The following is a 21,637-nucleotide window of genomic DNA, read 5'->3' as shown; positions in this document are numbered from 1 at the left end:
AATTATCATACAATTTATAAGGTTAGCGTTTTATGTTGCGTGTATTTTTTAGTCTGTTTTTAATTATCCCTTGGTTAAGCTTTGCCGGTGTGTCACTAAGCGAGCAGCGCATTATTTATCAGGGCGAAATTAGTGCCAAAAACAATCAACATGTTGCACAGCTTTTGGCTGAGCAGCCAAGCATAAACGGCATACAAATTACCAGTGGTGGCGGAAACGTTGATTTAGGTATGGATCTCGCCGAGTTGATTTTGGCGCATAATTTAAAAGTTCATATAAAACAATTTTGCTTTTCGTCGTGTGCTAATTACGTATTGCTTGCAGGAAACCCTACCACCATAGCTAAGAACGCCATTGTCGGTTGGCACGGCGATGCCGCTTCAGCTCGCTGGCGAGATAGCGATATTGATGCCATGGTAAGCCATTTAAAAGAGCCAGAAAAAACAACCAAGTGGCAGGCTTTACGCACTCATTACGATAAAATAATCGCAAAAGCCGTGGCACGTGAAAAAGCCTTTTATGCAAAACGCGGTGTTAAGCATGACTTGCTAACCATTGGTTTATCTAAGGAGCTAAAGCGTGCAGCTGTGGCACAAAAAGCCAGAGGCTGGAGCTACTCAAAAAAAGCACTCAATACACTGAATGTCAGCAATATTGAGTTTGCAGATTGGCAGCCCCGCTCGGCAAAGAACTTTCCGTTACTAATAATTAGTGAGCTTGGGGATTAGCTTTTGTAATCACGGATATAACGGTAATCAAATTCGGTGTCATCTAGAATGTCGCAATAATCACGAAAATCATTACTCTGCATTTGCTGAATATCGATGATCACCGACTGCTCTGTTACGAGCTTTTTAAAGCTTTGCAATAGCGTACGTCCTTGCTTTGCATCTATATGGCAACCGAATTGATAAATGTCATATAACCGAGCGAACTGATCACCGCTCTGTCTTGAGCTTGCCATGAGTGCTTCACCACGCTCAAAAGCAAGCATTCTTCCCAGAATAAATTGCGCTCTAGGTTCATTTTTATGTTCAACTAGATAACGTAAAATAGTTTCTGATTTAAATGTATCTTGCGGAAAATTCCCTTGATAAACGCCTCGTTCATCAAAGTGACGACCGGAATAATAGGCAAAAGCATAGCTAAATGCTTTTTTGTCAGACAAGGTTGCAAGAAACTCATCATCTGTCGGAATATGTTTTGCTCTAAACTTAGCAGCTTGATGTTGCTCTTGTTCTACCTGTTTTTCAATAGACAAATACTGCTGGTGAGCAAATGCACCAACGGCGCCTGCAAAACTCAAACATGATGTAGCAATTAGGGTACTCGGTAATACTACCAACCAATGATTTTTAATTTTTTTATACCCTGCCAGCTCACCGGATTCATACACCTCAGCAAATAACTTATGGTCAATAAATGGAATGCTTTTGCGTGCAATAAATGCTGCTGACCAAGAGCCAAGTGCAAATAACAAAGCATAAATTGATAAAGACAATGTACCACTGATCAAAACCTCTGAACTGAGCGCAACAGCGATTACAGATAGGTATGCAATAAGTGAAATAACTGAAAAGATACGATCATAGCCACGCCCATGAATACGAACGGCTAGGCCAACGAGTACGCCGCTAATCACTAACATTACAGGCCCAATAGCACTTTTAATTGAAAATACTGTGATCCATAAAATAATGATTGGGATACTCCAGCAAGCTACGCCGATTGCGGCTGCAAGTGGACTTTGCTTAACTAGTTTTGCTTTAACTTGCTCTCGACTCTGCTCAGTAACAGACATATCAACTCCGTTTTCGTTTTATTATTTTTTCCTGTAAAACAAAGTGATTCTAACTAGAACAGCTGATTATAAAAAGAGGAACATAAATTTTCGTGGTACAAAAAAGCCACTTCGCAGTGGCTATTTTAAATAGACTTTAATTAAACACTAAACTTATGCCATGGGCCTGTTATAGCAAGTGTTTTTGAAGGTGAGTAAACGTTCACAAACAAAGTGCTACCATCTGGTGAAAAACAGGCACCTGCCAGCTCGGTTTGCGCCACTAAACGGGCAAAATTATAAACTTGCCCTTGTGGTGTCACACCGCGAAGATGATTATCAACCACATCGGTGTATTGGTCTTCACAGACAATTAAGTGACCATTAGGTGACACGGTTAGGTTATCGCCAAAGTTGTAGAGGGTTTTACTAGTACTTTCTACAAACAACGAGATTTTACCTGGTTGCTGTGCTTCTTTATCTGTGCCCTCAAATTCTGATGGCTGATATTTCATAACCTGACCAAGTTGTTTTTTACCACCATTGGTACAGCAAAAATAAAGCTCTTTATCACCCCAGTGAATACCTTCACCGCGAGCAAACAGTGCAGCTCCTTGTTTATAACCGCGTAGGCGTAGGTCGTCTTTCGGGCTTTCAGGGTTATCTAGATTGACCCACTCAACCTCAAGCTCTTGATGTAGCCCCATGGCTTTATTATTCCAGTTACGGCTATCGAATTGTGGCTTACCTTTTACCACCATAGCTTGTAATTGCCCGCCTTTATGCAGCTTGCCATATTCATTTGGAATAAAACGATAAAAGACGCTATCACCTTTGTCTTCTGTTAAATAAACAATGCCGGTGCGCGGGTCAACGGCAGCCGCTTCGTGGTTAAATCGACCCATGGCTTTTAATGGCTCAGGTTTAATTAAGCCTTTGCTATTTGCGGGTACTTCAAAGATATAACCATGGTCTTGGTTAAATCCATCGGCTTTGGTATCTGTGGTTTCTTCGCACGTAAGCCAGGTGCCCCATGGCGTAATACCACCAGAACAATTACGAATAGTGCCGACCAATGACAAGTACTCTTGCTCTTTTTGATGGGTTTTTAAGTTATAAACGATATGACTTGTGCCACCCGGTAACGCCACACCGTCACTGTTAGTATCAAAAGCCAGCGGCGTTTTATGATTGGAAATACTTGCTTCAGCTTTCGCTAAGTCTTTTGGCTTTAGCTCATGGTTTCGCACTAATGCAACACGGTCATTACCAAGCGCTAGACAGCCCATGCCATCGGCTTTGTCCGGAACCGTAAACCCATCAGACATTTTCTCACCTAGGCTTGAAACGACTTGATAACTAAAGCCCTCAGGTAAGTCGAGCAATTTATCTGGATCAGGAATTAACGGACCAAAGCCCACAGCCGTTGTTTTTAAATCACCTAACGACACTTTACCTATGGCACTTTTTGATAATCCTAAAAAGGCCAATGTGCCCGCCCCTACTAAAAATTCTCGACGTGAAACCATGCTAACTCCAAGCTAAAAACCAGCTTTATCATACAAATAAAAAAGGCATTATAAAGCAATGAAACGATAAAAAGTTACATTATCACAATATTCACGAAATTGTCATAAAGCACTACTCTTTGATGATTGCTAGTTGCTCATTAGGTAGCAGCACAATTAAGTAACCACGCTGCTCTAAGTTACAAAAATCAAATTCAAAACCTGCAATTTGTAAGTCACTAGCGCAATGAGTTAGCGGTATATAAGCTGTTGCTGTTGCTTCAGTTAATTCACTATTAGCAAGTTTATAGCTGTAGTTCGTATTGCCGATAAAACTAACCAGCCTAACCACAGGGTAATCACCACTATCTACAGCCTCAGTGCGTGCTAAAAAAGCCAGTTTCAGCGTTTCGCCATCCATATAAATGATCACATAATTAGCTATATCACTAACAAGCCACTTTTGTAGATGAGCTTTTATTTCAGCATCATAAAAAGCTGCAAAGCCAACCTTTCCGACCACAGACCGCTTAAAGTTAAGCTTTTCAAAACCACCGTAGCCATCGATTGATTGTTGGAAGTTCTGCTCCTTATAAATTGCGCTTGTTGGTGTGTTATTTCGTAGGTTCATCATATAAAAATCAACCGGGTACTCGCTAAAGTTATAAACATAATAGTCACTTTCATAGACACCTTGGTATAAATCGTCTTCGTCAAACACTTCCTCTTCAGCGCTATTACAACCAGTAAGTAAGAGTAAAATGCATAATCTCAGTAGATAATTCATTGCTCATCCCTTTTTCTAAAAACGATAATTTATAGTTGCAGTGAATTGCTGCTTGGCAGTTTCTCCCACTAGCGGGCTTTTTTTGATAGTTGAGTCAAGTTGCTCATACCGCAAGCTCGTAAAAAAAGACCACTGCTTATTAAAAACATAAGTCAGGTTTAGCGAGGTGAATGGGTTAAGGGCTGCACTTGGCTGATATTCATATCTGCCAAACTCAGGGGCGATATTGCCATTAGCTATGCCATACAGGTATTGAGTGTATTTTTTATCTTGCCAATAAAAACCGAGATCAGCACTTAGCTGTAACCCTAACCCTTGGCCATAAATCGGTAGGTTATAGCGGACAAGAAACGTAAGTCCATCGGAATGATTCGAAATATCTTGCGCTAAACGAACAAAAAGCTGTTTATATTGCAGCTGAGTTCTGAAGGTTAGCTCACCTTTGCCGTCTTTATAGTCAGTGAAAACCTCATCATCCGACAACTCATCACTAAAGATTAAACTGCTATCGTAGGTTTCATCTCGGAAACTAAGCCCCATTGACGCTTCAAATTCTGCGCCTTGTAAAAAGGCATATTGCACTAAGCCATATTTAGGCCCAATGCGCCAGTTGCCTTTTCGGGCGTTGAAGTATGGCAAGACCATGGTTTGAATATCGTAATCTCGCCATGCTGTATCAATGGCCAATTGTGCAGCACCGACCTCCATTTGCCATTGCTGTGATTGCTCATCGGCCTTGGCATCATCAACAAATAATGCAGCTAAACAATAAGCTGTGATCAACAGATAAGAAAAAAGACTATTTCGCAGAAATTCATGTTTGGTCATGATAATGTCCCTATATTGGTGTTTTAATGCAGTTTAACGCCTCACCATTAGGGCTGACTTGCTGCAAATGTCACATATTTAATCGTGACATTTGTCATATACATAAACGAATAATTGCGGATTAAACTAAGCGTATGAACAAACTCTTGCAAACGTTGATACATCGAAGCGATTTCATACTCTCAGCTATCACCTGGGGGTTTGTGTTTATTTATACTCTGCACGCTTGGTCGCAAAGAGCAGAATCGGCGCAGCTAAGTTTTAGTACAATAAATACGTTTTTGATCAGTGTGTTATTTATAAGCTTTTTTGCTTTTTTAATTTATTTTGAGTTTTTCAGATCACGACTTAAGCACTATCAAACCCGTATTTTGAACTTCACTATCGCTAATGTTGTGCTATTGATGTGGCTATTTAATATTGGCTTTGTTGCAATTCTATTGATCATTTTCTTAGTTAAATTCAGCGATTACGAGCCAAACAAAGCCAGCCTCTATTTACTCATTTGCCTGCCCTTTTTGATGGCGCTGACGCTTCACTATGGCTTTGATAAGCAATTTGTATTACTCAACGGGTTAGCTTTCACTTTATACAATAGCTTTGCCTATCGCTTTGCTACTCGGCTTATTTCTGAGCGTAAAGCCAAAGAACAAGCAGCCCATTTATTACGTGAATTAAAAGCAACTCAAGCACTTTTAAACGACACCGCAACTCGCGATGAACGTATTCGTATTGCCAGAGATTTACATGATACCCTTGGCCACCACCTTACAGGACTCAGTATTCACTTAGAAGTCGCCAATCATTGTGCTAACCATGAAGCACCAAAACACATAACTAAAGCACAGCAAATTACCCGCTTGTTATTAAATGATGTGCGTGACTCTGTCTCGTCAATGCGAGAAAACCAAACCATTGATTTACATGCATCGCTGAATTCATTGTGCAGCCATGTTACAGGCTTAAATGTCACACTCAACTACGATGAAAATATAAAAATAAGTGATACGTTATTAGCACAAACGTTATTTCATACTGTGCAAGAAGCTATTACGAATTGTATTAAGCACAGTGATGCGACCGAGCTGTCGGTAAGCTTAGACCTCCAAGCTGATTCAGTGCATCTCACTATTTATGATAACGGCGGCGAAATGCCCAAGCTGAACTTAGGCAATGGCTTAACAGGCATGCAAGAGCGCTTAGCTTTAGTGCGAGGGGCAATCGAGTTTGAACAAAATAATAATGGGTTTGCGATTGCTGCAACGTTACCTCATAAACTTAATCCACATACTTTGGCGTAAAAAATGATTAGGGTATTACTCGTTGATGACCAAACATTATTAAGAGAAGGCTTAAAAAGCTTACTCGCCCTTAAAGCAAATATTCAAGTCGTGGCTGAGGCTGACAATGGCCAAACGGCTCTTGAGATGCTCAAGCAACATTCTATTGATGTTGTACTCCTTGATATTCGCATGCCTATTCTAGACGGTATTGGCGTACTGAAAAGTATGCAAGCACAACAGCTGAGGCAACCAGTACTGGTACTCACGACCTTTGATGATAGTGAACAAGTGCTAGAATGTATTCGCTATGGCGCTAAGGGTTATGCGTTAAAAGATATTAATTTAGAGCGCTTGGTCAGCGCCATCGAAACACTTGCTAAAGGTGGCTCAGCGCTAGCTCCTGCGATCACCGAGCGAATTTTGAATAAGCCCACTAAAACAACCGATACTTCTTTAGCAACTCCTGATAAATTAAGTAAAAGCGAGCTTAGAGTGCTCAATTTAATCGCTGCAGGCTATTCAAATAGTGAAATCGCCGAGGCACTTTATAAGTCTGAAGGGACTATCCGTAATCAAGTGTCTTTTATTCTCAGAAAGCTAGATGTACGTGATAGAACCCGTGCAGCATTAAAAGCAATTGATCTAGGCTTGATATAATTGCAAATCATTTTTAATCTCATTAAGCTTTTATCATACAAGTAAATCGCTTAAACTAAGGGTTAATTTTATTTCAAGAAGCAACCGCTATGTTCCTAAAATCAAAAATATTTATTGCATTCTCATTGGCGCTTTTAAGCTTTAGCCAACACGCCTTTAGCTTACAGTTTGGCAATCCAGTCGACAGTGACAAACTCATTAAAATTTCGACGGTTATGGCCTCACCAGACGATTACCTTGCAAGTCCAATTACCGTGGAAGGGACTATCACTGGGGTTTGCGAAAAACGTGGTTGCTGGATGACGCTTGCATCTGACAAACGCTTTGAAAACTTACGTATCAAAGTTGAAGATGGCGACATGGTATTCCCGATGACGGCTAAAGGCAGTAAAGCTATCGTAACTGGTAAGCTCGATAAAATTCAGCTTAGCCTTGGCCGCACTAAAGCGCTACTTGCTCACAAAGCGCAGCAAGCCGGCGAAAGCTTTGATGCAAACTCAGTGACTGAAGCAATGGCTATTTATCAGCTCGTACCGAGCGGAGTTGAAATCATTGAGTAATAAATCAAGTATCAACTGGTTTAAGCTAAACAGAAACTTACACCGCGATATTGGTTACTTTTGTGTTGGTTTAGTAATTATCTTTGCGGTTTCTGGCATTGCAGTGAACCACAAAGATGATTGGAACCCAAACTACAAAGTAAGCCACCAGCAAATCCGTGTAAGCGATGAAACTTGGCAATTAGATAATGACGCGTTGCTGATTGAGCAAATTATCTCTCATGCTGATGTAAGCGAGCCGGTAAAGGCTTCTTATTGGGTGTCGCCGCAAGAGTTTAAGGTGTTTTTAAAAAACGGTAACAACCTCAGCCTTAAACTCAATAAAGATATCATAAGCTATGAAGCCATTGAGCCTCGTCATGTATTTCAAGCATTTAACCGCTTACACTTGAACGAAACAAACGCTTCGTGGGTGATTTTTTCTGATATTTTTGCTGGGCTGCTGCTGTTTTTAGCAATCAGCGGCTTGTTTATGATCAAGGGTAAAAATAGCCCATGGGGCAGCCGCTCTGTATTAGTCATTAGCGGTATGCTACTCCCCGCTGCTTATGTGTTTTTATAAGCTGAAGTTCCTGTTGCCATTCTCGTAAAGAGCAATGGCAAGATTATTTTCAATTAATTTAATCCTCACCCACTTTTTGACACAGCTTTTTTAAAATAACTATTCGCAGACTCCTCACTTTGCTTACGCATTTTATAGCAGCTCAAAGTGTGTTTACTTAGCGATTAAAACCTCTCACCTACCTATTAAAGTTTTCTTAAATGATGGCTTTATTGCTTTTATTTGTGCTCATTTTCATCGAAAAAGTAAAACAACGCAGCCAATTAGAACCTAAAAAAGGGATTAATTTAGTTATAATCTTTGATCTGATTACAATTATTTATTACTAGATAAAATAAAAAATAAAACACCTTCAACCTACAAAAGGTAATTAAATTGTAAAGTAAATTAATGATTTATTATTATTGATATTGAGAATCACTATCATTACGATCCCGATTCAAATTAATCAAGAAGGAATTGAGTCGTGAATCAATTAGCCCCCGTGCTTAATACTCATTCATCAATAAATGTTGATGAACAACCCCAAGCATTTATTTTTAACGAAAATAATTTGCTCAAATATGAGATGGCTTCAATGCAAACACTGTCGCTTATCCATCAAGCACTGCGTTCAGCAAAACAAGTTCATTCTGGTGTCTGTCATAAAGAGCTCAGTAAACAAATTGCCAGTGTTGAACTAAATCAACCTCTCAATAACGTTGAGCAAGCGCTAGGCGAAATAAAATCTCTATATTTAGATCATGCAGTCTACTTTCATCATCCAAAATATGTTGCCCACCTAAACTGCCCCGTTGCTTACCCTGCGGTGATAGCCGAACAGTTATTAACTGCTATAAATTCTTCGTTAGACACCTGGGACCAAAGTGCTGGCGGGACGCTCATTGAACAAAAGCTAATTGACTGGAGTATCGAACGTATTGGTTTAAGTGCTGCTGCCGATGGCATATTCACAAGTGGCGGCAGTCAATCTAATTTAATGGCATTGTTACTTGCTAGAGACCATGCAGCAGAGCGTTTATCTGGGCACCTAAATCGCGATTTTGGTTTAGGTCCAGATGCTCATCGCTACCGTATTTTTTGCTCTGAAGTCAGCCATTTTAGTATTCAAAAGTCAGCCGCTTTACTGGGCCTTGGCTACAACGCGGTTGTTCCGGTTACAGTTGATAAAGAGTTTAAAATGGACCTAGCCGCACTTGATGCAGCGATTGATGAATGTAAAGCACAAGGCAATATTCCTATAGCGCTCGTTGCCACCGCAGGCACAACTGACTTTGGTTCAATAGACCCTATCGATAAGCTAAAAGCACGGTGCAAAGCTGATAATTTATGGCTTCATGTCGATGCAGCTTATGGCTGTGGACTACTTGCCGCTGATGATCACCGTCACTTACTCAATGGCATTGAGCATGCTGACTCGGTGACGTTAGATTACCACAAATCATTCTTACAACCTGTCAGTAGTAGCGCATTTATTGTTGCTGATAAAAAGCAATTTAAACATTTAACTCATCATGCTGATTATTTAAATCCGTTTAACGACAACCCACAAGCAGCACCAAACCTTGTTGATAAAAGCATTCAAACGACTCGCCGTTTTGATGCCTTAAAACTTTGGCTAACTTTACGCATTATGGGCCACGAACAGATTGGCAAAGTGTTTTCTTCTGTTATGGCATTAGCCCGTAGTAGTTATGTGGCGCTCAAACAAGACCCAGAATTTGAGCTAATTCACCAACCTGAACTGAGCACCTTAGTGTTTCGCTTTAACGATAAAAGCCTCAGTGATGAGCAATTAAACCTGCTTAATTATCAAATTAAAGATGAGCTATTCAAACAAGGTGAGTGTGCTATTGCTCGCACCAAATTTAGAGGTATCAACTACTTAAAGTTCACGTTACTTAATCCAAACACACAAATTGAAGACATTAAAAGCATTGCAGCTGATATTAAAGCCTGCGCCTACAGCATCAAGGCACGCCTAAAAGTTGAGGAAACTAGCTATGAATAAAGTGTACGATTTAATTGCTGTGGGTCTTGGTCCGTTTAACCTCAGCTTAGCATGTTTAGCTGAACCAATTGAAAAACTTGATTCGTTATTTTTAGAACAACGTGATGAGTTTAATTGGCATCCAGGGCTGATGCTCGATGGCGTTACATTACAAACACCGTTTATGTCGGATTTAGTCACATTGGCAGATCCAACCAATCCATACAGCTTTTTAAACTATGCGAAACAACAAGGTAAGCTGTATCAGTTTTATATTCGAGAAAGTTTCTTTTTACTGCGCGAGCAATACAACCAGTATTGCCAATGGGCAGCAAGCCAATTAAGTAACATACAATTTGGTCATAAAGTCATTCATAGCCAGTTTGATCAAACAAAGCAGCTCTATGTACTCACTGTTGAATCTGCAAAGCAAACAAAAACGCTTTATTGTCGTCACTTGGTACTGGGCACAGGTCCCTCACCTTATTATCCACCCGCTGTTCAGGCTGAAGATACACAGCTCTGCCATGCCACAGAATATCTGTATAAGCGGGATGAATTAGTAAATAGCAAGAGCATCACTGTGATTGGCTCAGGGCAAAGTGCTGCTGAAGTATTTTATGATTTGTTGTGTGACATTAAACAGCATAACTACCAACTCAATTGGGTAACGCGAGCGCCGCGTTTCTTTCCTCTTGAGTACACGAAACTCACGCTAGAAATGACCTCTCCTGAGTATGTTGATTACTTTTATAACCTAGAACAGACAACCAAACAGGAGTTACTAGCCAAGCAACGTAATTTATACAAAGGCATCAACTCAGAGTTAATTAATCAGATTTATGATCAGCTCTACCAACTTGATATTCAAGGGGTAAACCGAGCAAGGTTATTGACCAACAGCGAGCTCATTAAAAAACAAGGCAGTAAGTTAGTTTTTAAACACAGTGAACAGCAGGCTGAGTTTAGCTTACATAGTAATCACGTCATTATGGCAACAGGCTTTAGTTATCAGCTACCCGATTTTCTAAGTGGCTTAATGAGCGAAATAAATTGGCTAGATAACGGGTGCTTTGCTGTTGAGCGAAATTACAGTATCGACAAGCTACAAAGGTTGTTTGTACAAAATGCTGAGCTACATAGTCATGGTTTTGTAACGCCAGATCTAGGCATGGCCTGCTACAGAAACAGCCATATTCTGCGCTCAATCTTAGGTTATGCCCCCTACCCTGTTGAAACACAAATTGCCTTTCAAGAGTTTGGTTTACCCGATGTTGTCAACGAAAAACAGAAGCAAATAGCATGAAACAACCCGCATTAAAGTCAAGCTTGGTGCTGCTGACGATTATATCTGTTGTTTGCGACACCATGATTTTGCCCTTTTACCCGCAGTTTTTTAGTGCCCAATTTGGTTTGCAATCAAGTAATCACATTGGTGCCTATATTGCTGTTTGCTGCATCACTGTGATGTGTGCTTTCCCTGTATGGGCGAAAATAGCGCAGCACGTGCACGAACTGTATTTATGGGTGATCACCCAAATAATTGCAGGGCTATTGGGTGTTGCGTGCTTTTACAGCGAAAACGTGTGGAGCTTTTGGCTGTTATCACAGCTCATGCTGGTATTTAAAGCAAGTTACCTGCTTATTTATCCCTTTGTTCTAAGTATCGAAGAAAAACAACAGCACCTCGGTGTCGTTGCTTTATTTAGCGTGCTTTTACACTTTGGTGGTATTGGCGGTGCTTTATTAGGTGGCTTGATCATCCAAAGTATTGAGCCGCGCTTTTTATATTTAGTGATGGCTGCAGGTGACTCCTTACAGGTTATGCTCTGCTTGTATTTAATTTACTTATTAAAAGTAAGCTACAAGCCACGGGAATTAACCGCATCATCAGTAAAACGACAGCGTTTCCCTGGCTACATTATTCGCTTAGGGGTTATATCTATGGGCGTGTACTTCAGCATGTTCTTAGCAACGCCATACTTTACGCTACTTTGGCAACAAGTAAGCGAATTCAGCAACGCTCTTTTAGCTGGCGCTGTGTTTGCTATCCCTGCTTGGGTTGCGCTTGTCATTTTGATTACAACCAGAAACAAAGCCGCAACCAATAAGCACAGTAAAACAATCGCTTATGCACTTGTGTTGAGCAGTATCGGCCTATTTATACAACTTAGTTCACACTGGCAATGGCTTGTGTTCGGCCGTGTTGTATTTGCTATTGGGCTATTTTTACTAACTGTGCGTCTACAAGTCATGTTGTTTGCAATGAGCGAACCACGTTTTTACTCAAGCGACTTTGCCAAGCTTCATTTTATACAAAATATCGGTGTCATCTGCGCCTCATTTTTAGCGGGAGATTTAGTATCTCGCTTTGAACTTAACACCCCATTACTGACGGGTTCTGTCGGCTTTGCCATCACTTTATGTTTGTTTTATCTGCTTTTTTTACGCAACAAACATACCTCAACAGACCCTATTCACAGTTATTAATTTTTAAGAGAATACAATTATGAAAAACATCACTGAAACTCCTATCAAGCACGCTTTGCTTGGTGATGTAAAAATCAGAACATTAAACCCTGAACACGATCTAACGATTATTACCCCTTGGCTTAAACACCCCCAAGCCCAGTTTTGGGGAGCAATGGAACATTCACCCGAAGAAATTTTAGAATTTTATACAACACTCAATAAAGATGAGGCTCAACAAGCCTATTTGCTTGAAATAAACCAAACACCCATTGCTTTAATTGAAATTTACAAACCTCAAATACTGAAACTTGAGAACCACCTAGCGCTTAAAAACGGCGATTTGGGCATGCATATTTTACTTGCTCCAAAGCAGTTCTCTGTTGCAGGGTTTAGCCTTGCTGTTATGCAGTCGGTATTAGAGTTTATGTTTAATACCCTCTCATGTGAGCGAGTGATTGTGGAGCCAGATGTAGCCAATCATAAAATTCATCGCCTTAACTTAAAGGCAGGTTTCAGCCATCATAAAGTTATTAAATTAGGTGAGAAAACTGCATTACTAGGTAGTTTAGAAAAAGATCATTTTAATTACTTACAGCATCTTTCGTCTCGATTCGACACTTCACAGCAAGGGCCTGCAGTGCAACAAGCAACGCCCTCTAGCAGTAATTCTCACCTAGACCAACAGGCTTGGCAATACGCAAACCGTTTACTGATTGCCAAAATGCTCAGTGAGTTTTATCACGAACGACTGTTTAGCTACGACAGTGACAAACCTAACCATTATGTGTTGCATACCATGGGTGGACAAAGCTATCAGTTTAAAGGTGAGCCTATGTTGCTTAATCACCTGCAAGTTGAGCCAAATAGCATTACTAAAATGGCGCTTAACAACAGCCAACCATTAGACGCTATCGCGTTTGTACTTGAGTGTAATGACAAGTTAAACATAGATAAATCAATGCTTGGCACCTATCTCGAAGAACTCGCGAGCACACTCAGTGGCTTTGCATTTAAATTTAAAAATAATCGCTATAGCGCTCAGCAATTAGCAGACGCAGATTTTCAAGTGATCGAAACCCAAATGACCATGGGTCACCCAAGCTTTATTGCAAACAATGGCCGCATTGGTTTTAACTCACAAGATTTTCACCAATATACCCCAGAAGCCGCAAACCCATTTCAAATAATATGGCTTGCGTGCCACAAACAGCATACCACCTTTAAAAGTACCGATGATTATAAATACGAAAGCTTGATTGCCGATGAGCTTGATGTAGCTGAGCGTTTGCGCTTTGAAAAAGCACTGACTGAGCAAGGTTTAAAGCCAAGTGACTATCTGTTATTTCCTATGCATCCATGGCAGTGGTTTAACAAATTAGTCCATGTTTATAGCTATCATATCTCGCAAAAACACATTGTGTGCTTAGGCTATTCGCAAGATAGTTATTTACCGCAGCAATCAATTCGTACCCTGTATAACATCAGCAAACCACACAAATGCTATGTTAAAACCGCCTTATCGATTTTAAATATGGGCTTTATGCGGGGCTTATCGAGCGCCTATATGAAAGTAACTCCAGCAATAAATCAATGGTTGTTCGACTTAGTAAACCAAGATAGCTATTTAAAATCACTGAAGTTTCAACCTTTAAGAGAAGTCGCAACCCTTGGCTTTGATGAGCAGTATTACACTCATCCAGCGCTTGGCGATAACCCTTATAAGAAAATGATGGCGGCTCTTTGGCGTGAAAATCCCGCTCAATACATGGACGAGAATGAAAGCCTTGCCACTATGGCAAGTTTGCTTCATATCGATAGCGAAGGCCGTTCATTTGTAAGTGCTAAAATTGCCAAATCGGGGCTCAGTGCTGATAAGTGGCTAACCCACTACTTACGGGCCTATATGACACCATTGCTACATTGTTTTTACCAGTATGATTTAGTCTTTATGCCACATGGTGAAAACCTCATCGTTCGATTTAACAATCATGTGCCGGTAGGCGTATTCATTAAAGACATTGGTGAAGAAATTGCCTTATTAAATAGTAATATCGAGCTGAATGATGAAATAAAGCGGATTAAGGTAACCATTCCAGAAGGCGTTGCCGTGTTGTCTATTTTTACTGATATTTTCGATTGCTTCTTCCGCTACCTTTCGGCAATTTTAGTAACTGACGGCCTTTTGACCGAACAACAATTTTGGCAAGCCGTCGCCGATACAATTGTTCAGTATCAGGCGAGTCATCCTGCACTTAAAGACAAGTTTGCTGAGCATGATTTATTTGCTGAGTCATTCCCATTATCTTGCTTAAACCGCTTACAGCTGCGTAACAATCAACAAATGGTTGACATTACCGACCCAGCTTCAAGCTTGCAGTATGCAGGTGATTTGCAAAACCCATTGGCGCAATATGCACTTGCAAACACAACAGCATAATAAGCTTGAGTTAGCCTTACGTCAGCAGTGTTCACTGCTGACGTTCTTAACTACAACAAACGATGAACAATGGTTTAGCAGTCAATGTTTAACTAGCAAGCAACTAACCGATTTGGCTAACGCTATAAAGTTAAGAGGGGCAAATGTTACTGAGGGATATGTCGCAATCAATCTCTACTTACAATTAAGCTGGCAAGTTATTTACTTATTAGTAGCCAGTGTAGAGCACCTTGGTTGCATTCCTGATCTGGTCAATATTAAGCAACGGGTAACGGGCTCACATATTTATGGTTTGGCTAATTTAAATATCATGGTTCAACATGACTCTTTTAATAATGCAGATTTGATTGAACTGGCAGCCAATCATTTAATTGATCACCAGCAAGCTTGGAATGATAACCTGCCATTGCAATACAGGTTAAATGAAGGGTTATCAAAGCGTTTACAAAGTGATACTTTCCACGCAGCGTTAATCGCTTGCTGGCCAGAGAAATCGATAGAATTTATAGCAAAGCGTTTTCAACAATGGCAAAAGCTATGTGGTAAACATCGCTTTAGTGATCAAAACAATACGCTGACATTTATGCGTAAAACCTGCTGCTTACACTACCAACTTGTAACCGCTGATTATTGCGCTAACTGTCCGTTAAACAAAAAAGGCACTAGCGATTGCTAATGCCTTTTTCTCGAAAAGCTGAACCTAGAACCTAAATTCAAAGTTTACATTTGCTGCAGTCTCGCTTTCACTGCGATCAAACCAGTTCATCGATTTATAAACCGCTTCACCTGTAATAGCGAACCAATGCGTAAATGCATATTCAAGTGCAATGCTGACACCTGCATTATGACCATCGTAATCAGCACTAAAATCAAGGCACTGCTCTGGCGTATCACTACATGCTCCCGATAAAAATACATCACCTTCCTCTGTACGGTAATACATCTGGGTATAATTAACATCAATAGAGCCTTTTTGATAAAAGACACTGCCGTATAATAAGGCTTTTGAGCTTAAACGGTATCCTGAAATAAGTGCAATATCATAAGTATCGTGCGATAAACCCCAATCATAGGTATCGTCATCATAATTACCCGCTAATAGTGGACCATACCCCGCATCTTCACTGCGAATATAGCCTAGGCTGAGGGCCATAGAGAAGTTTTTCTCGACGGCCGATTCTAAAGGGCTGCCATAAAACTGATGCTTAATAGCGTATTTTTCATAATCATGATCGCCACCAATACCAACCCCTACGGTAAGCTCCGTCGAATAACCTAAGGTCATACTCATCGAAGTCGTTAACGCTGTACTCGTTGATGTACTCTCGCTGGTATCTTTCGCAATGATCTTGCTTGTATCTGTACCGACAGTTGCACGAAAATGAAAAGGATCACTGTTGATCTCTGGGCTCTCAAAGCGGGCCATCGATACACCTGTTTCGGTTGTCGATTGACAGCCTGCTAATAAACCTAAAGCTATAAACGCCAAAAAAGGCTTTAACGTTTTCACGTAATTTCCTTATATATTATTATTTTAACGCGAAGATTCTAGACTAAGGCCTTATAGCTCGCAATAAATTAATAACAAAAAAGGTACAAACTCTATTATTAAGCGCGTTCGTCCTTAGGTGATTCCATTACCACATGAGTTGTAATGGTACGTACCTGTGGTATTGAGCCTAGCACATCAGCATGAAACGCTTTATAGGATTTAAGATCCGCCGTCTCGACTCTCAGCAAATATTCAAACGAGCCAGTTACATTGTGGCACTCTTTTACTTCATCAATAAACTCAAGAGCGTGTTCGAATGCTCGCTGAGATACTGTTGAGTGCTCATTTAAACCAACCCCAACATAAGCGATAAATCCTAGGCCAACAGCCTGATTATTTATAACCGCCCGATACCCCGCAATAACCCCAAGCTTTTCTAGCTCTTGCACTCTACGAAGGCATGCCGAAGGTGATAAACCCACTTTATCTGCCAGCTCGGCATTGGCAATTCGGCCATTGCGCTTAAGCTCATGCAATATTCTGTCGTTAATTTTATCTTTTTTCATTTTTGATTGTGAAATTTAAATAAACACAACAACATTAAGCGCAAAAATTGCGCGCATTACAACTTATAATTGCATCTAAATTCAAATGGAGAGATAGCGATGAGTTTTGAAATTTTAACAGCCTTGGCATTATTTGCTTTGGTGTCATCAATTACCCCAGGGCCAAATAACTTAATGTTGATGAGCTCAGGTGCTAACTTTGGCTTTAAAAGAACCACACCACACTTACTTGGCGTGACGCTTGGCTTTATGTTGATGCTGGTTTTAGTAGGCCTTGGCATCATGCAGCTATTTGACTTGTTTCCACCAAGCTATTTGATATTAAAAGTATTTTGTATTGCTTACTTACTCTATCTGGCGTTTAAAATTGCCACAAGTAACGCACAACAAAAAGCCAGTAGTGAGAGTAAGCCGTTTACTTTTATTCAGGCTGCACTATTTCAATGGGTAAACCCAAAGGCGTGGGCAATGGCATTAAGCGCGGTAAGCTTATATGCCCCAGACAAAAACCTCACCTCAGTGTTAATCGTAAGCCTCGTATTTGGTTTAATAAACCTGCCGTGCGTCAGCTCGTGGACACTACTTGGCGAAAAGCTACAACACTGGCTTGCCAGCCCAAAGCGCTTAAAAGCATTTAACTACCTAATGGCAATACTATTAATCGCTTCAGTGATGTTTAGTTTGTTTTAAATGATTATTAAGATTTAAATACCAATTCACTTGATTAAGTGAATTGGCTTGGAACTAAACTACATAAATTCAAACTGCTCAACAGTTGCGAGCTTTAATTTGTCTATGTCTTTTTTGGCCGCTTTACAATGACGACGTAACTTTGAAGGAACATCTTTATCTGCAACAAGGTTTTTTAGCATAGCTTGGTAACGCATCGATTGTGCATTGGCAATAATTTTACAATAGTACGCGACACCATCTAGCATACGCCCATCGACAGTATATTTATTTTGCCATAGCTTATTCGCTAATGCGTCTAGGTATTGCTCTTTGTAAACACCGATATTATAAAATTTCTTACCAAGGATTTGAGTTTCGGTACCATTAGCTTGGTTCACTACATCAACAAACTGATAATGTTCTTGGCTATTAACATTATAAGTTAACTTTGAATAAAACTGCCCATCTGCAGGTGACTTAACCATTTGAACACTGCCAAGATCTGTAAAATGAAATATCTGCATTTCAGGCTGGTTATTAAAAAAGCCTTTTTCAACATAACGAATATGATCAGGCTCACCTAACTTCTTAATAATAGCTTCCGCACTCAGTCCCTGCTCAAGAAAAAACAATGGGTTATCAAATGACTCTGTTGTGATAGCAACCTGCTTTTTAATAGTCGCTTGCGTTTTTGGCGGCTCGGGAAGTACAACTTTGCCCTTAACTAATTTGGCTATTACAGCTGCATTCTTATCAGGATCACCTTTTAAAACCACAGCATCAGATACTTGCTCACCAGCGCTATTTACAAGCCAAACAGACGAAAAGTCACTACTCAAATACCCCTTTACTAGATAGCTTTGCCCTGCTTCTGGAATAAAAGATACATCACCTGTAACGATGTAATTCGTTCCTGAGTTAAACATATAGTTAATAGGTGCGGCATGATGGACCTGCGCTACTAGTGTTAGTGTCATTTCCTCTGCTGGTACTTTTCGACTAAACCCAACAGGTGACAGAACCATACCTTGTCCATAAGTAGCTTGGTTTGTTGCCCTAATAGCGTTATTGACATCTTTGCCATTCACTTTACTCAAGTAAAAGAACCGTCCTGTACTAGTTGCCATGGTTCTGAAGGTGTCATTTATAGTTGCAGTTTCGCCCTGATACCCTTGTGGAACAGGGTTATAAGTTGTCATACAAGCAGCTAAAGTTGATACAAAGAATAAAATAGCAAAGATTTGTATTAATTTTTTCATATTTTTAAATTCTATATTTAATAGTAAATTCTAAATTAAAATGCTTAAGCTATGTGCATAGTGAGGCTTTAAGCATATTAAATACAAACAGAGGCATGATTCTATTTTTCTTAAAGAAAACGTGAGGGACTTACTTAAAAGTGGCACAAGTTGAAACATCCATGTTTTGCGCAACGTACTTTATCAGCTTTCAGCTGCTTGTTCACTAAAACCGTATAATCTAATAAACAATTCTAACCGTAATGGATTAAAGACTATTTTTCACACGGCACTAAAAAGTCGACATGGTAATGCTCATCATGTCGCACCCAGGATGGTTTAGTCGAAAACTGAATATGCTCTTTTAAATAGTCGGCATACTTAGTTTTATAAAGCCCAGCCTGCAAGGTTGGGTCAAAGATCACACGCCACAGATCGTAGCCTTTTACTGTAGCCGATTTATGCAGCTCAACGATATGAGCTGCTAAAGCGGTATAATCAATCTTAAACTGTTCAAACTGGCCTTGTTTATCAAATTCAATATCGTAGCCAAAACGATTAAACACATGTGTAGGCAAATGAACTGATAGCCCCTTTTCGTTAATAACAGGTGTCATAAAATCAACCGACAAACCATTTTGATGGGTTTTATGCGGGCTAAATTTCCCGCCATTTTCTAAGCCCGTTTCAGCGTATTTGTATCGTTTATCTGGATGGGATTTCTGGAGCGCTTGGTAGGCATCAACAATAATGTTTTTTACCTGCGAATGAACATACGTACGCCCTGCCAGCTCAGCCACTTTGCTGAAGCTGGTAAAGTTATCACCCTTGCTGGGTAGTTTTACTGCATTGCGTACATAGCCATTGGCAGTCGTTCCACCACAGACGCTATTAGCCAAAACCGACCCAGAGCAAAATAATAAGGCTAAAAATAAACATGTTTTCATTGCAGTAGCTTCTTTAAAAATTTAAAGCTTAGCTATCAATAAATGAACTAACGATTAAAGCATTTTTGAATCATAGGTAGGATTTAAAGGTGAGTAATTTTTCCTGTGCTAAGCTTTATTTACCTAGAGCTTTTCAGTGCGACTCATGGCTAGTAACGTAGAGAATTACTTTTACCACGGCTTTTTTGTCTTCTTACTCATTACGGTAGTAACCTGCTCCATTATAGCCACGCGCCTGATGCGCAGTAGTTTTAATAACCGCTCGATTTACTTATTTAACCTGTTTTTTTACCTTGGTGTAATTGGCTTTGCATGGCTTTGGATCCAAGACTTATTAGACCTTACGCCAAGTTTTCGTTCTGGTGTGGTGATTTATATGATCTCCATGACATTATTGCAATTATCCATTTATAACCATGATGAACCCAGCCGCTTTAATAAGATAATCATTGCGCATGGTGCTATTTTTTCTGTATTTGCCCTCCTTACTCAAAATATAAATCAACTTGCCCTTGTTGAAGCCTGTTTTACGCTAAGCGTTCTACCTGCACTTATTTACTACACAACAAAGCGTGCTGTATGTGAGAAGAACATAGGTAATACAGTGTTGTCGATGGCGCAGTGTATTCTTCTTTTAGTGCCTATTTCGCAGCTGAGTATTATTACCCATGAACACAACTTAGCAACCTTATACTCTCTCACGGTTATTGCCCATGCAACCGTGTTTGTTATGACTGGCCTTGGTCTCATCACTACCCTGTTAGTGGATGAAAAAAAACGCTATTTGGAGCTGTCTTTAAAAGATCCACTTACCGGGCTTTACAATCGCCGCGGACTACAATTCATTATTGAACAGCAGCAACTATTCAGCCCGAGCCAAACTTCTAGCTTATTTGCTTGTGTTGTTGATATTGATTACTTCAAACGTATTAATGATAGTTATGGGCATGATGGCGGTGACCTAGTACTCGAAGTTTTCTCTGATCTAATGAAACACCATTTGAAAAAAGAAGACTTATGTTGCAGGCTCGGCGGTGAAGAATTTTTACTGTTGTTCTTTGCTACCGACATCAAGTCAGCGACACAATTTTTAGAAGGCCTTCGTAAAACCATCGAAGGCAGTCAAATAGCTTATCAAGAGCACCGTATACCTGTCACCGCTAGCTTTGGTTTAACCAACTGGCAGTCAAATGACAGCTTTGAAAGCTTAGTAAACCGCGCAGACAAAGCTGTTTATGAGGCGAAAGATAATGGTCGAAACCAAATTAAAATAAACGCTTAAAGCATACTCTTTAGGGTCGCATCTTTATCTATAAAATGATGCTTAAGCGCCGCTAAAATATGGATTGAAAGAGCAGCTGATAACACATACCCAGATAAAATATGAATTTGCCAGCCAAAATCGCTTAACCAGGCGCTTGGCGCAACGGCCTGACCCGCTTCATTATAATTACTAGCCACTAACTGCCATGAAAAAACCGCAATACCAAAGCCACCGAAACCACTATAAAAAGCACCAGACAGTAACATTACAGCTAGCAAGATTAGCAAGCCCCAATGATATAAATGCAACCACTTAGTTAACCTTGTTTGTACAGTAGATTGAAACGGCTGATAGAGCCTATAAACTATTCTTAACAGCCAGACGACGGCAATGATCACCGCAATTGATTTATGCCAATGATACAAACTGTAGTCAGTCACCCAGGTCATGTAGTAACCCAAAACAAGTACGCTAATGACTAATAGCGCACTGAGCCAATGCAAAAACTTATGTGTTTTCTGTGTATTTATTGTCATGAACTTTATCCTTAAAAACTGTTTTCATGACTCAATAGTAAAGATTAAGCTTTTGTTT

The 21,637-nt window shown here is 40.0% G+C and carries 21 protein-coding genes; 12 read left to right on the top strand and 9 right to left on the bottom strand.

The window, feature by feature from the left end:
- The first annotated feature begins 32 nt into the window (after nucleotides 1-32).
- Nucleotides 33-728, top strand: a complete 696-nt coding sequence (locus EXT43_RS20755) for an ATP-dependent Clp protease proteolytic subunit (protein WP_130166916.1) — start codon at nucleotides 33-35, stop codon at nucleotides 726-728.
- Here EXT43_RS20755 and EXT43_RS10500 read toward each other — a convergent pair.
- The 4 genes from EXT43_RS10500 to EXT43_RS10485 all read right to left on the bottom strand — a co-directional run bounded on the left by EXT43_RS10500 (nucleotide 725) and on the right by EXT43_RS10485 (nucleotide 4,903).
- Nucleotides 725-1,801: a hypothetical protein gene (locus EXT43_RS10500; protein ID WP_130166915.1), complete on the bottom strand. Its 1,077-nt coding sequence runs from the start codon at nucleotides 1,799-1,801 to the stop codon at nucleotides 725-727. The genes EXT43_RS20755 and EXT43_RS10500 overlap by 4 nt on opposite strands.
- Nucleotides 1,802-1,941: 140 nt before the next feature.
- On the bottom strand, nucleotides 1,942-3,309 hold the full coding sequence (locus EXT43_RS10495; RefSeq protein ID WP_130166914.1) for an alkaline phosphatase PhoX: 1,368 nt from the start codon (nucleotides 3,307-3,309) through the stop codon (nucleotides 1,942-1,944).
- A gap of 112 nt (nucleotides 3,310-3,421) precedes the next feature.
- Entirely contained in the window at nucleotides 3,422-4,075 is a 654-nt protein-coding gene (locus EXT43_RS10490; RefSeq protein ID WP_130166913.1) for a hypothetical protein, read from the bottom strand.
- Nucleotides 4,076-4,090: 15 nt separating this feature from the next.
- Complete coding sequence (locus EXT43_RS10485; RefSeq protein WP_130166912.1) at nucleotides 4,091-4,903, bottom strand: MipA/OmpV family protein; 813 nt, start codon at nucleotides 4,901-4,903, stop codon at nucleotides 4,091-4,093.
- 404 nt (nucleotides 4,904-5,307) lie between these two features.
- On the opposite strand from EXT43_RS10485, the gene EXT43_RS10480 reads away from it, so the two are divergent.
- The 9 genes from EXT43_RS10480 (at nucleotide 5,308) to EXT43_RS10440 (ending at nucleotide 15,540) form a co-directional block, all read left to right on the top strand.
- Nucleotides 5,308-6,204: a histidine kinase gene (locus EXT43_RS10480; protein ID WP_160316759.1), complete on the top strand. Its 897-nt coding sequence runs from the start codon at nucleotides 5,308-5,310 to the stop codon at nucleotides 6,202-6,204.
- A gap of 3 nt (nucleotides 6,205-6,207) precedes the next feature.
- Entirely contained in the window at nucleotides 6,208-6,843 is a 636-nt protein-coding gene (locus EXT43_RS10475) for a response regulator transcription factor (protein WP_054560701.1), read from the top strand.
- A gap of 89 nt (nucleotides 6,844-6,932) precedes the next feature.
- Nucleotides 6,933-7,403, top strand: a complete 471-nt coding sequence (locus EXT43_RS10470; RefSeq protein ID WP_062565036.1) for a DUF4920 domain-containing protein — start codon at nucleotides 6,933-6,935, stop codon at nucleotides 7,401-7,403.
- Nucleotides 7,396-7,965, top strand: coding sequence for a PepSY-associated TM helix domain-containing protein (locus EXT43_RS10465; protein ID WP_130166911.1), 570 nt, complete (start codon nucleotides 7,396-7,398; stop codon nucleotides 7,963-7,965). Before EXT43_RS10470 ends, EXT43_RS10465 begins: the two co-directional genes overlap by 8 nt.
- Nucleotides 7,966-8,431: 466 nt before the next feature.
- Nucleotides 8,432-9,976: an aspartate aminotransferase family protein gene (locus tag EXT43_RS10460; protein ID WP_205990957.1), complete on the top strand. Its 1,545-nt coding sequence runs from the start codon at nucleotides 8,432-8,434 to the stop codon at nucleotides 9,974-9,976.
- A complete protein-coding gene (locus EXT43_RS10455; protein WP_130166910.1) occupies nucleotides 9,969-11,261 on the top strand; it encodes a SidA/IucD/PvdA family monooxygenase in 1,293 nt (430 codons plus the stop codon). The genes EXT43_RS10460 and EXT43_RS10455 overlap by 8 nt, the downstream gene beginning before the upstream one ends.
- The gene (locus tag EXT43_RS10450) at nucleotides 11,258-12,445 is read left to right on the top strand and encodes an MFS transporter (RefSeq protein ID WP_062565032.1); all 1,188 of its coding nucleotides are present in this window, start codon (nucleotides 11,258-11,260) and stop codon (nucleotides 12,443-12,445) included. Before EXT43_RS10455 ends, EXT43_RS10450 begins: the two co-directional genes overlap by 4 nt.
- A gap of 19 nt (nucleotides 12,446-12,464) precedes the next feature.
- Nucleotides 12,465-14,864, top strand: a complete 2,400-nt coding sequence (locus EXT43_RS10445; protein ID WP_062565031.1) for a GNAT family N-acetyltransferase — start codon at nucleotides 12,465-12,467, stop codon at nucleotides 14,862-14,864.
- Nucleotides 14,839-15,540: a (2Fe-2S)-binding protein gene (locus tag EXT43_RS10440; protein WP_165385096.1), complete on the top strand. Its 702-nt coding sequence runs from the start codon at nucleotides 14,839-14,841 to the stop codon at nucleotides 15,538-15,540. Before EXT43_RS10445 ends, EXT43_RS10440 begins: the two co-directional genes overlap by 26 nt.
- A 24-nt stretch (nucleotides 15,541-15,564) precedes the next feature.
- On the opposite strand, the gene EXT43_RS10435 is transcribed toward EXT43_RS10440, so the two are convergent.
- Together EXT43_RS10435 and EXT43_RS10430 are read right to left on the bottom strand one after the other, a co-directional pair.
- Nucleotides 15,565-16,374: a hypothetical protein gene (locus tag EXT43_RS10435; RefSeq protein WP_130166908.1), complete on the bottom strand. Its 810-nt coding sequence runs from the start codon at nucleotides 16,372-16,374 to the stop codon at nucleotides 15,565-15,567.
- A gap of 98 nt (nucleotides 16,375-16,472) precedes the next feature.
- Nucleotides 16,473-16,922: an Lrp/AsnC family transcriptional regulator gene (locus tag EXT43_RS10430; RefSeq protein ID WP_054551870.1), complete on the bottom strand. Its 450-nt coding sequence runs from the start codon at nucleotides 16,920-16,922 to the stop codon at nucleotides 16,473-16,475.
- Nucleotides 16,923-17,021: 99 nt separating this feature from the next.
- Here EXT43_RS10430 and EXT43_RS10425 point away from each other — a divergent pair, with 99 nt between their 5' ends.
- Nucleotides 17,022-17,612, top strand: coding sequence for a LysE family translocator (locus tag EXT43_RS10425; RefSeq protein WP_055198399.1), 591 nt, complete (start codon nucleotides 17,022-17,024; stop codon nucleotides 17,610-17,612).
- A gap of 59 nt (nucleotides 17,613-17,671) precedes the next feature.
- On the opposite strand, the gene EXT43_RS10420 is transcribed toward EXT43_RS10425, so the two are convergent.
- Complete coding sequence (locus tag EXT43_RS10420; protein WP_130166907.1) at nucleotides 17,672-18,853, bottom strand: hypothetical protein; 1,182 nt, start codon at nucleotides 18,851-18,853, stop codon at nucleotides 17,672-17,674.
- 254 nt (nucleotides 18,854-19,107) lie between these two features.
- Complete coding sequence (locus EXT43_RS10415) at nucleotides 19,108-19,779, bottom strand: penicillin-insensitive murein endopeptidase (RefSeq protein ID WP_130166906.1); 672 nt, start codon at nucleotides 19,777-19,779, stop codon at nucleotides 19,108-19,110.
- Between the two features lie 145 nt (nucleotides 19,780-19,924).
- Here EXT43_RS10415 and EXT43_RS10410 point away from each other — a divergent pair, with 145 nt between their 5' ends.
- Entirely contained in the window at nucleotides 19,925-21,061 is a 1,137-nt protein-coding gene (locus EXT43_RS10410) for a GGDEF domain-containing protein (protein WP_082710879.1), read from the top strand.
- Here EXT43_RS10410 and EXT43_RS10405 read toward each other — a convergent pair.
- Nucleotides 21,058-21,579 (bottom strand): cytochrome b/b6 domain-containing protein, encoded by a 522-nt coding sequence (locus tag EXT43_RS10405; RefSeq protein WP_130166905.1) that lies wholly within the window; start codon nucleotides 21,577-21,579, stop codon nucleotides 21,058-21,060. The genes EXT43_RS10410 and EXT43_RS10405 overlap by 4 nt on opposite strands.
- Between the last annotated feature and the right edge of the window lie 58 nt (nucleotides 21,580-21,637).

The organism is Pseudoalteromonas sp. CO109Y (genome assembly GCF_004208935.1).
GTDB lineage: Bacteria > Pseudomonadota > Gammaproteobacteria > Enterobacterales > Alteromonadaceae > Pseudoalteromonas > Pseudoalteromonas shioyasakiensis.
The sequence above is the reverse complement of the archived record's forward strand: the minus strand, read 5'-3'. Positions and strand labels throughout refer to the sequence as shown.

Coding starts and splice junctions, on each gene's coding strand:
- EXT43_RS10475 (WP_054560701.1), top strand. CDS start 6,208: ATGATTAGGGTATTACTCGTTGATGACCAAACATTATTAAGAGAAGGC.
- EXT43_RS10430 (WP_054551870.1), bottom strand. CDS start 16,922: ATGAAAAAAGATAAAATTAACGACAGAATATTGCATGAGCTTAAGCGC.
- EXT43_RS10410 (WP_082710879.1), top strand. CDS start 19,925: ATGGCTAGTAACGTAGAGAATTACTTTTACCACGGCTTTTTTGTCTTC.
- EXT43_RS10495 (WP_130166914.1), bottom strand. CDS start 3,309: ATGGTTTCACGTCGAGAATTTTTAGTAGGGGCGGGCACATTGGCCTTT.
- EXT43_RS10405 (WP_130166905.1), bottom strand. CDS start 21,579: ATGACAATAAATACACAGAAAACACATAAGTTTTTGCATTGGCTCAGT.
- EXT43_RS10415 (WP_130166906.1), bottom strand. CDS start 19,779: ATGAAAACATGTTTATTTTTAGCCTTATTATTTTGCTCTGGGTCGGTT.
- EXT43_RS10490 (WP_130166913.1), bottom strand. CDS start 4,075: ATGAATTATCTACTGAGATTATGCATTTTACTCTTACTTACTGGTTGT.
- EXT43_RS10470 (WP_062565036.1), top strand. CDS start 6,933: ATGTTCCTAAAATCAAAAATATTTATTGCATTCTCATTGGCGCTTTTA.
- EXT43_RS10425 (WP_055198399.1), top strand. CDS start 17,022: ATGAGTTTTGAAATTTTAACAGCCTTGGCATTATTTGCTTTGGTGTCA.
- EXT43_RS10450 (WP_062565032.1), top strand. CDS start 11,258: ATGAAACAACCCGCATTAAAGTCAAGCTTGGTGCTGCTGACGATTATA.
- EXT43_RS10420 (WP_130166907.1), bottom strand. CDS start 18,853: ATGAAAAAATTAATACAAATCTTTGCTATTTTATTCTTTGTATCAACT.
- EXT43_RS10480 (WP_160316759.1), top strand. CDS start 5,308: ATGTGGCTATTTAATATTGGCTTTGTTGCAATTCTATTGATCATTTTC.
- EXT43_RS10440 (WP_165385096.1), top strand. CDS start 14,839: ATGCACTTGCAAACACAACAGCATAATAAGCTTGAGTTAGCCTTACGT.
- EXT43_RS10445 (WP_062565031.1), top strand. CDS start 12,465: ATGAAAAACATCACTGAAACTCCTATCAAGCACGCTTTGCTTGGTGAT.
- EXT43_RS10500 (WP_130166915.1), bottom strand. CDS start 1,801: ATGTCTGTTACTGAGCAGAGTCGAGAGCAAGTTAAAGCAAAACTAGTT.
- EXT43_RS10455 (WP_130166910.1), top strand. CDS start 9,969: ATGAATAAAGTGTACGATTTAATTGCTGTGGGTCTTGGTCCGTTTAAC.
- EXT43_RS20755 (WP_130166916.1), top strand. CDS start 33: ATGTTGCGTGTATTTTTTAGTCTGTTTTTAATTATCCCTTGGTTAAGC.
- EXT43_RS10485 (WP_130166912.1), bottom strand. CDS start 4,903: ATGACCAAACATGAATTTCTGCGAAATAGTCTTTTTTCTTATCTGTTG.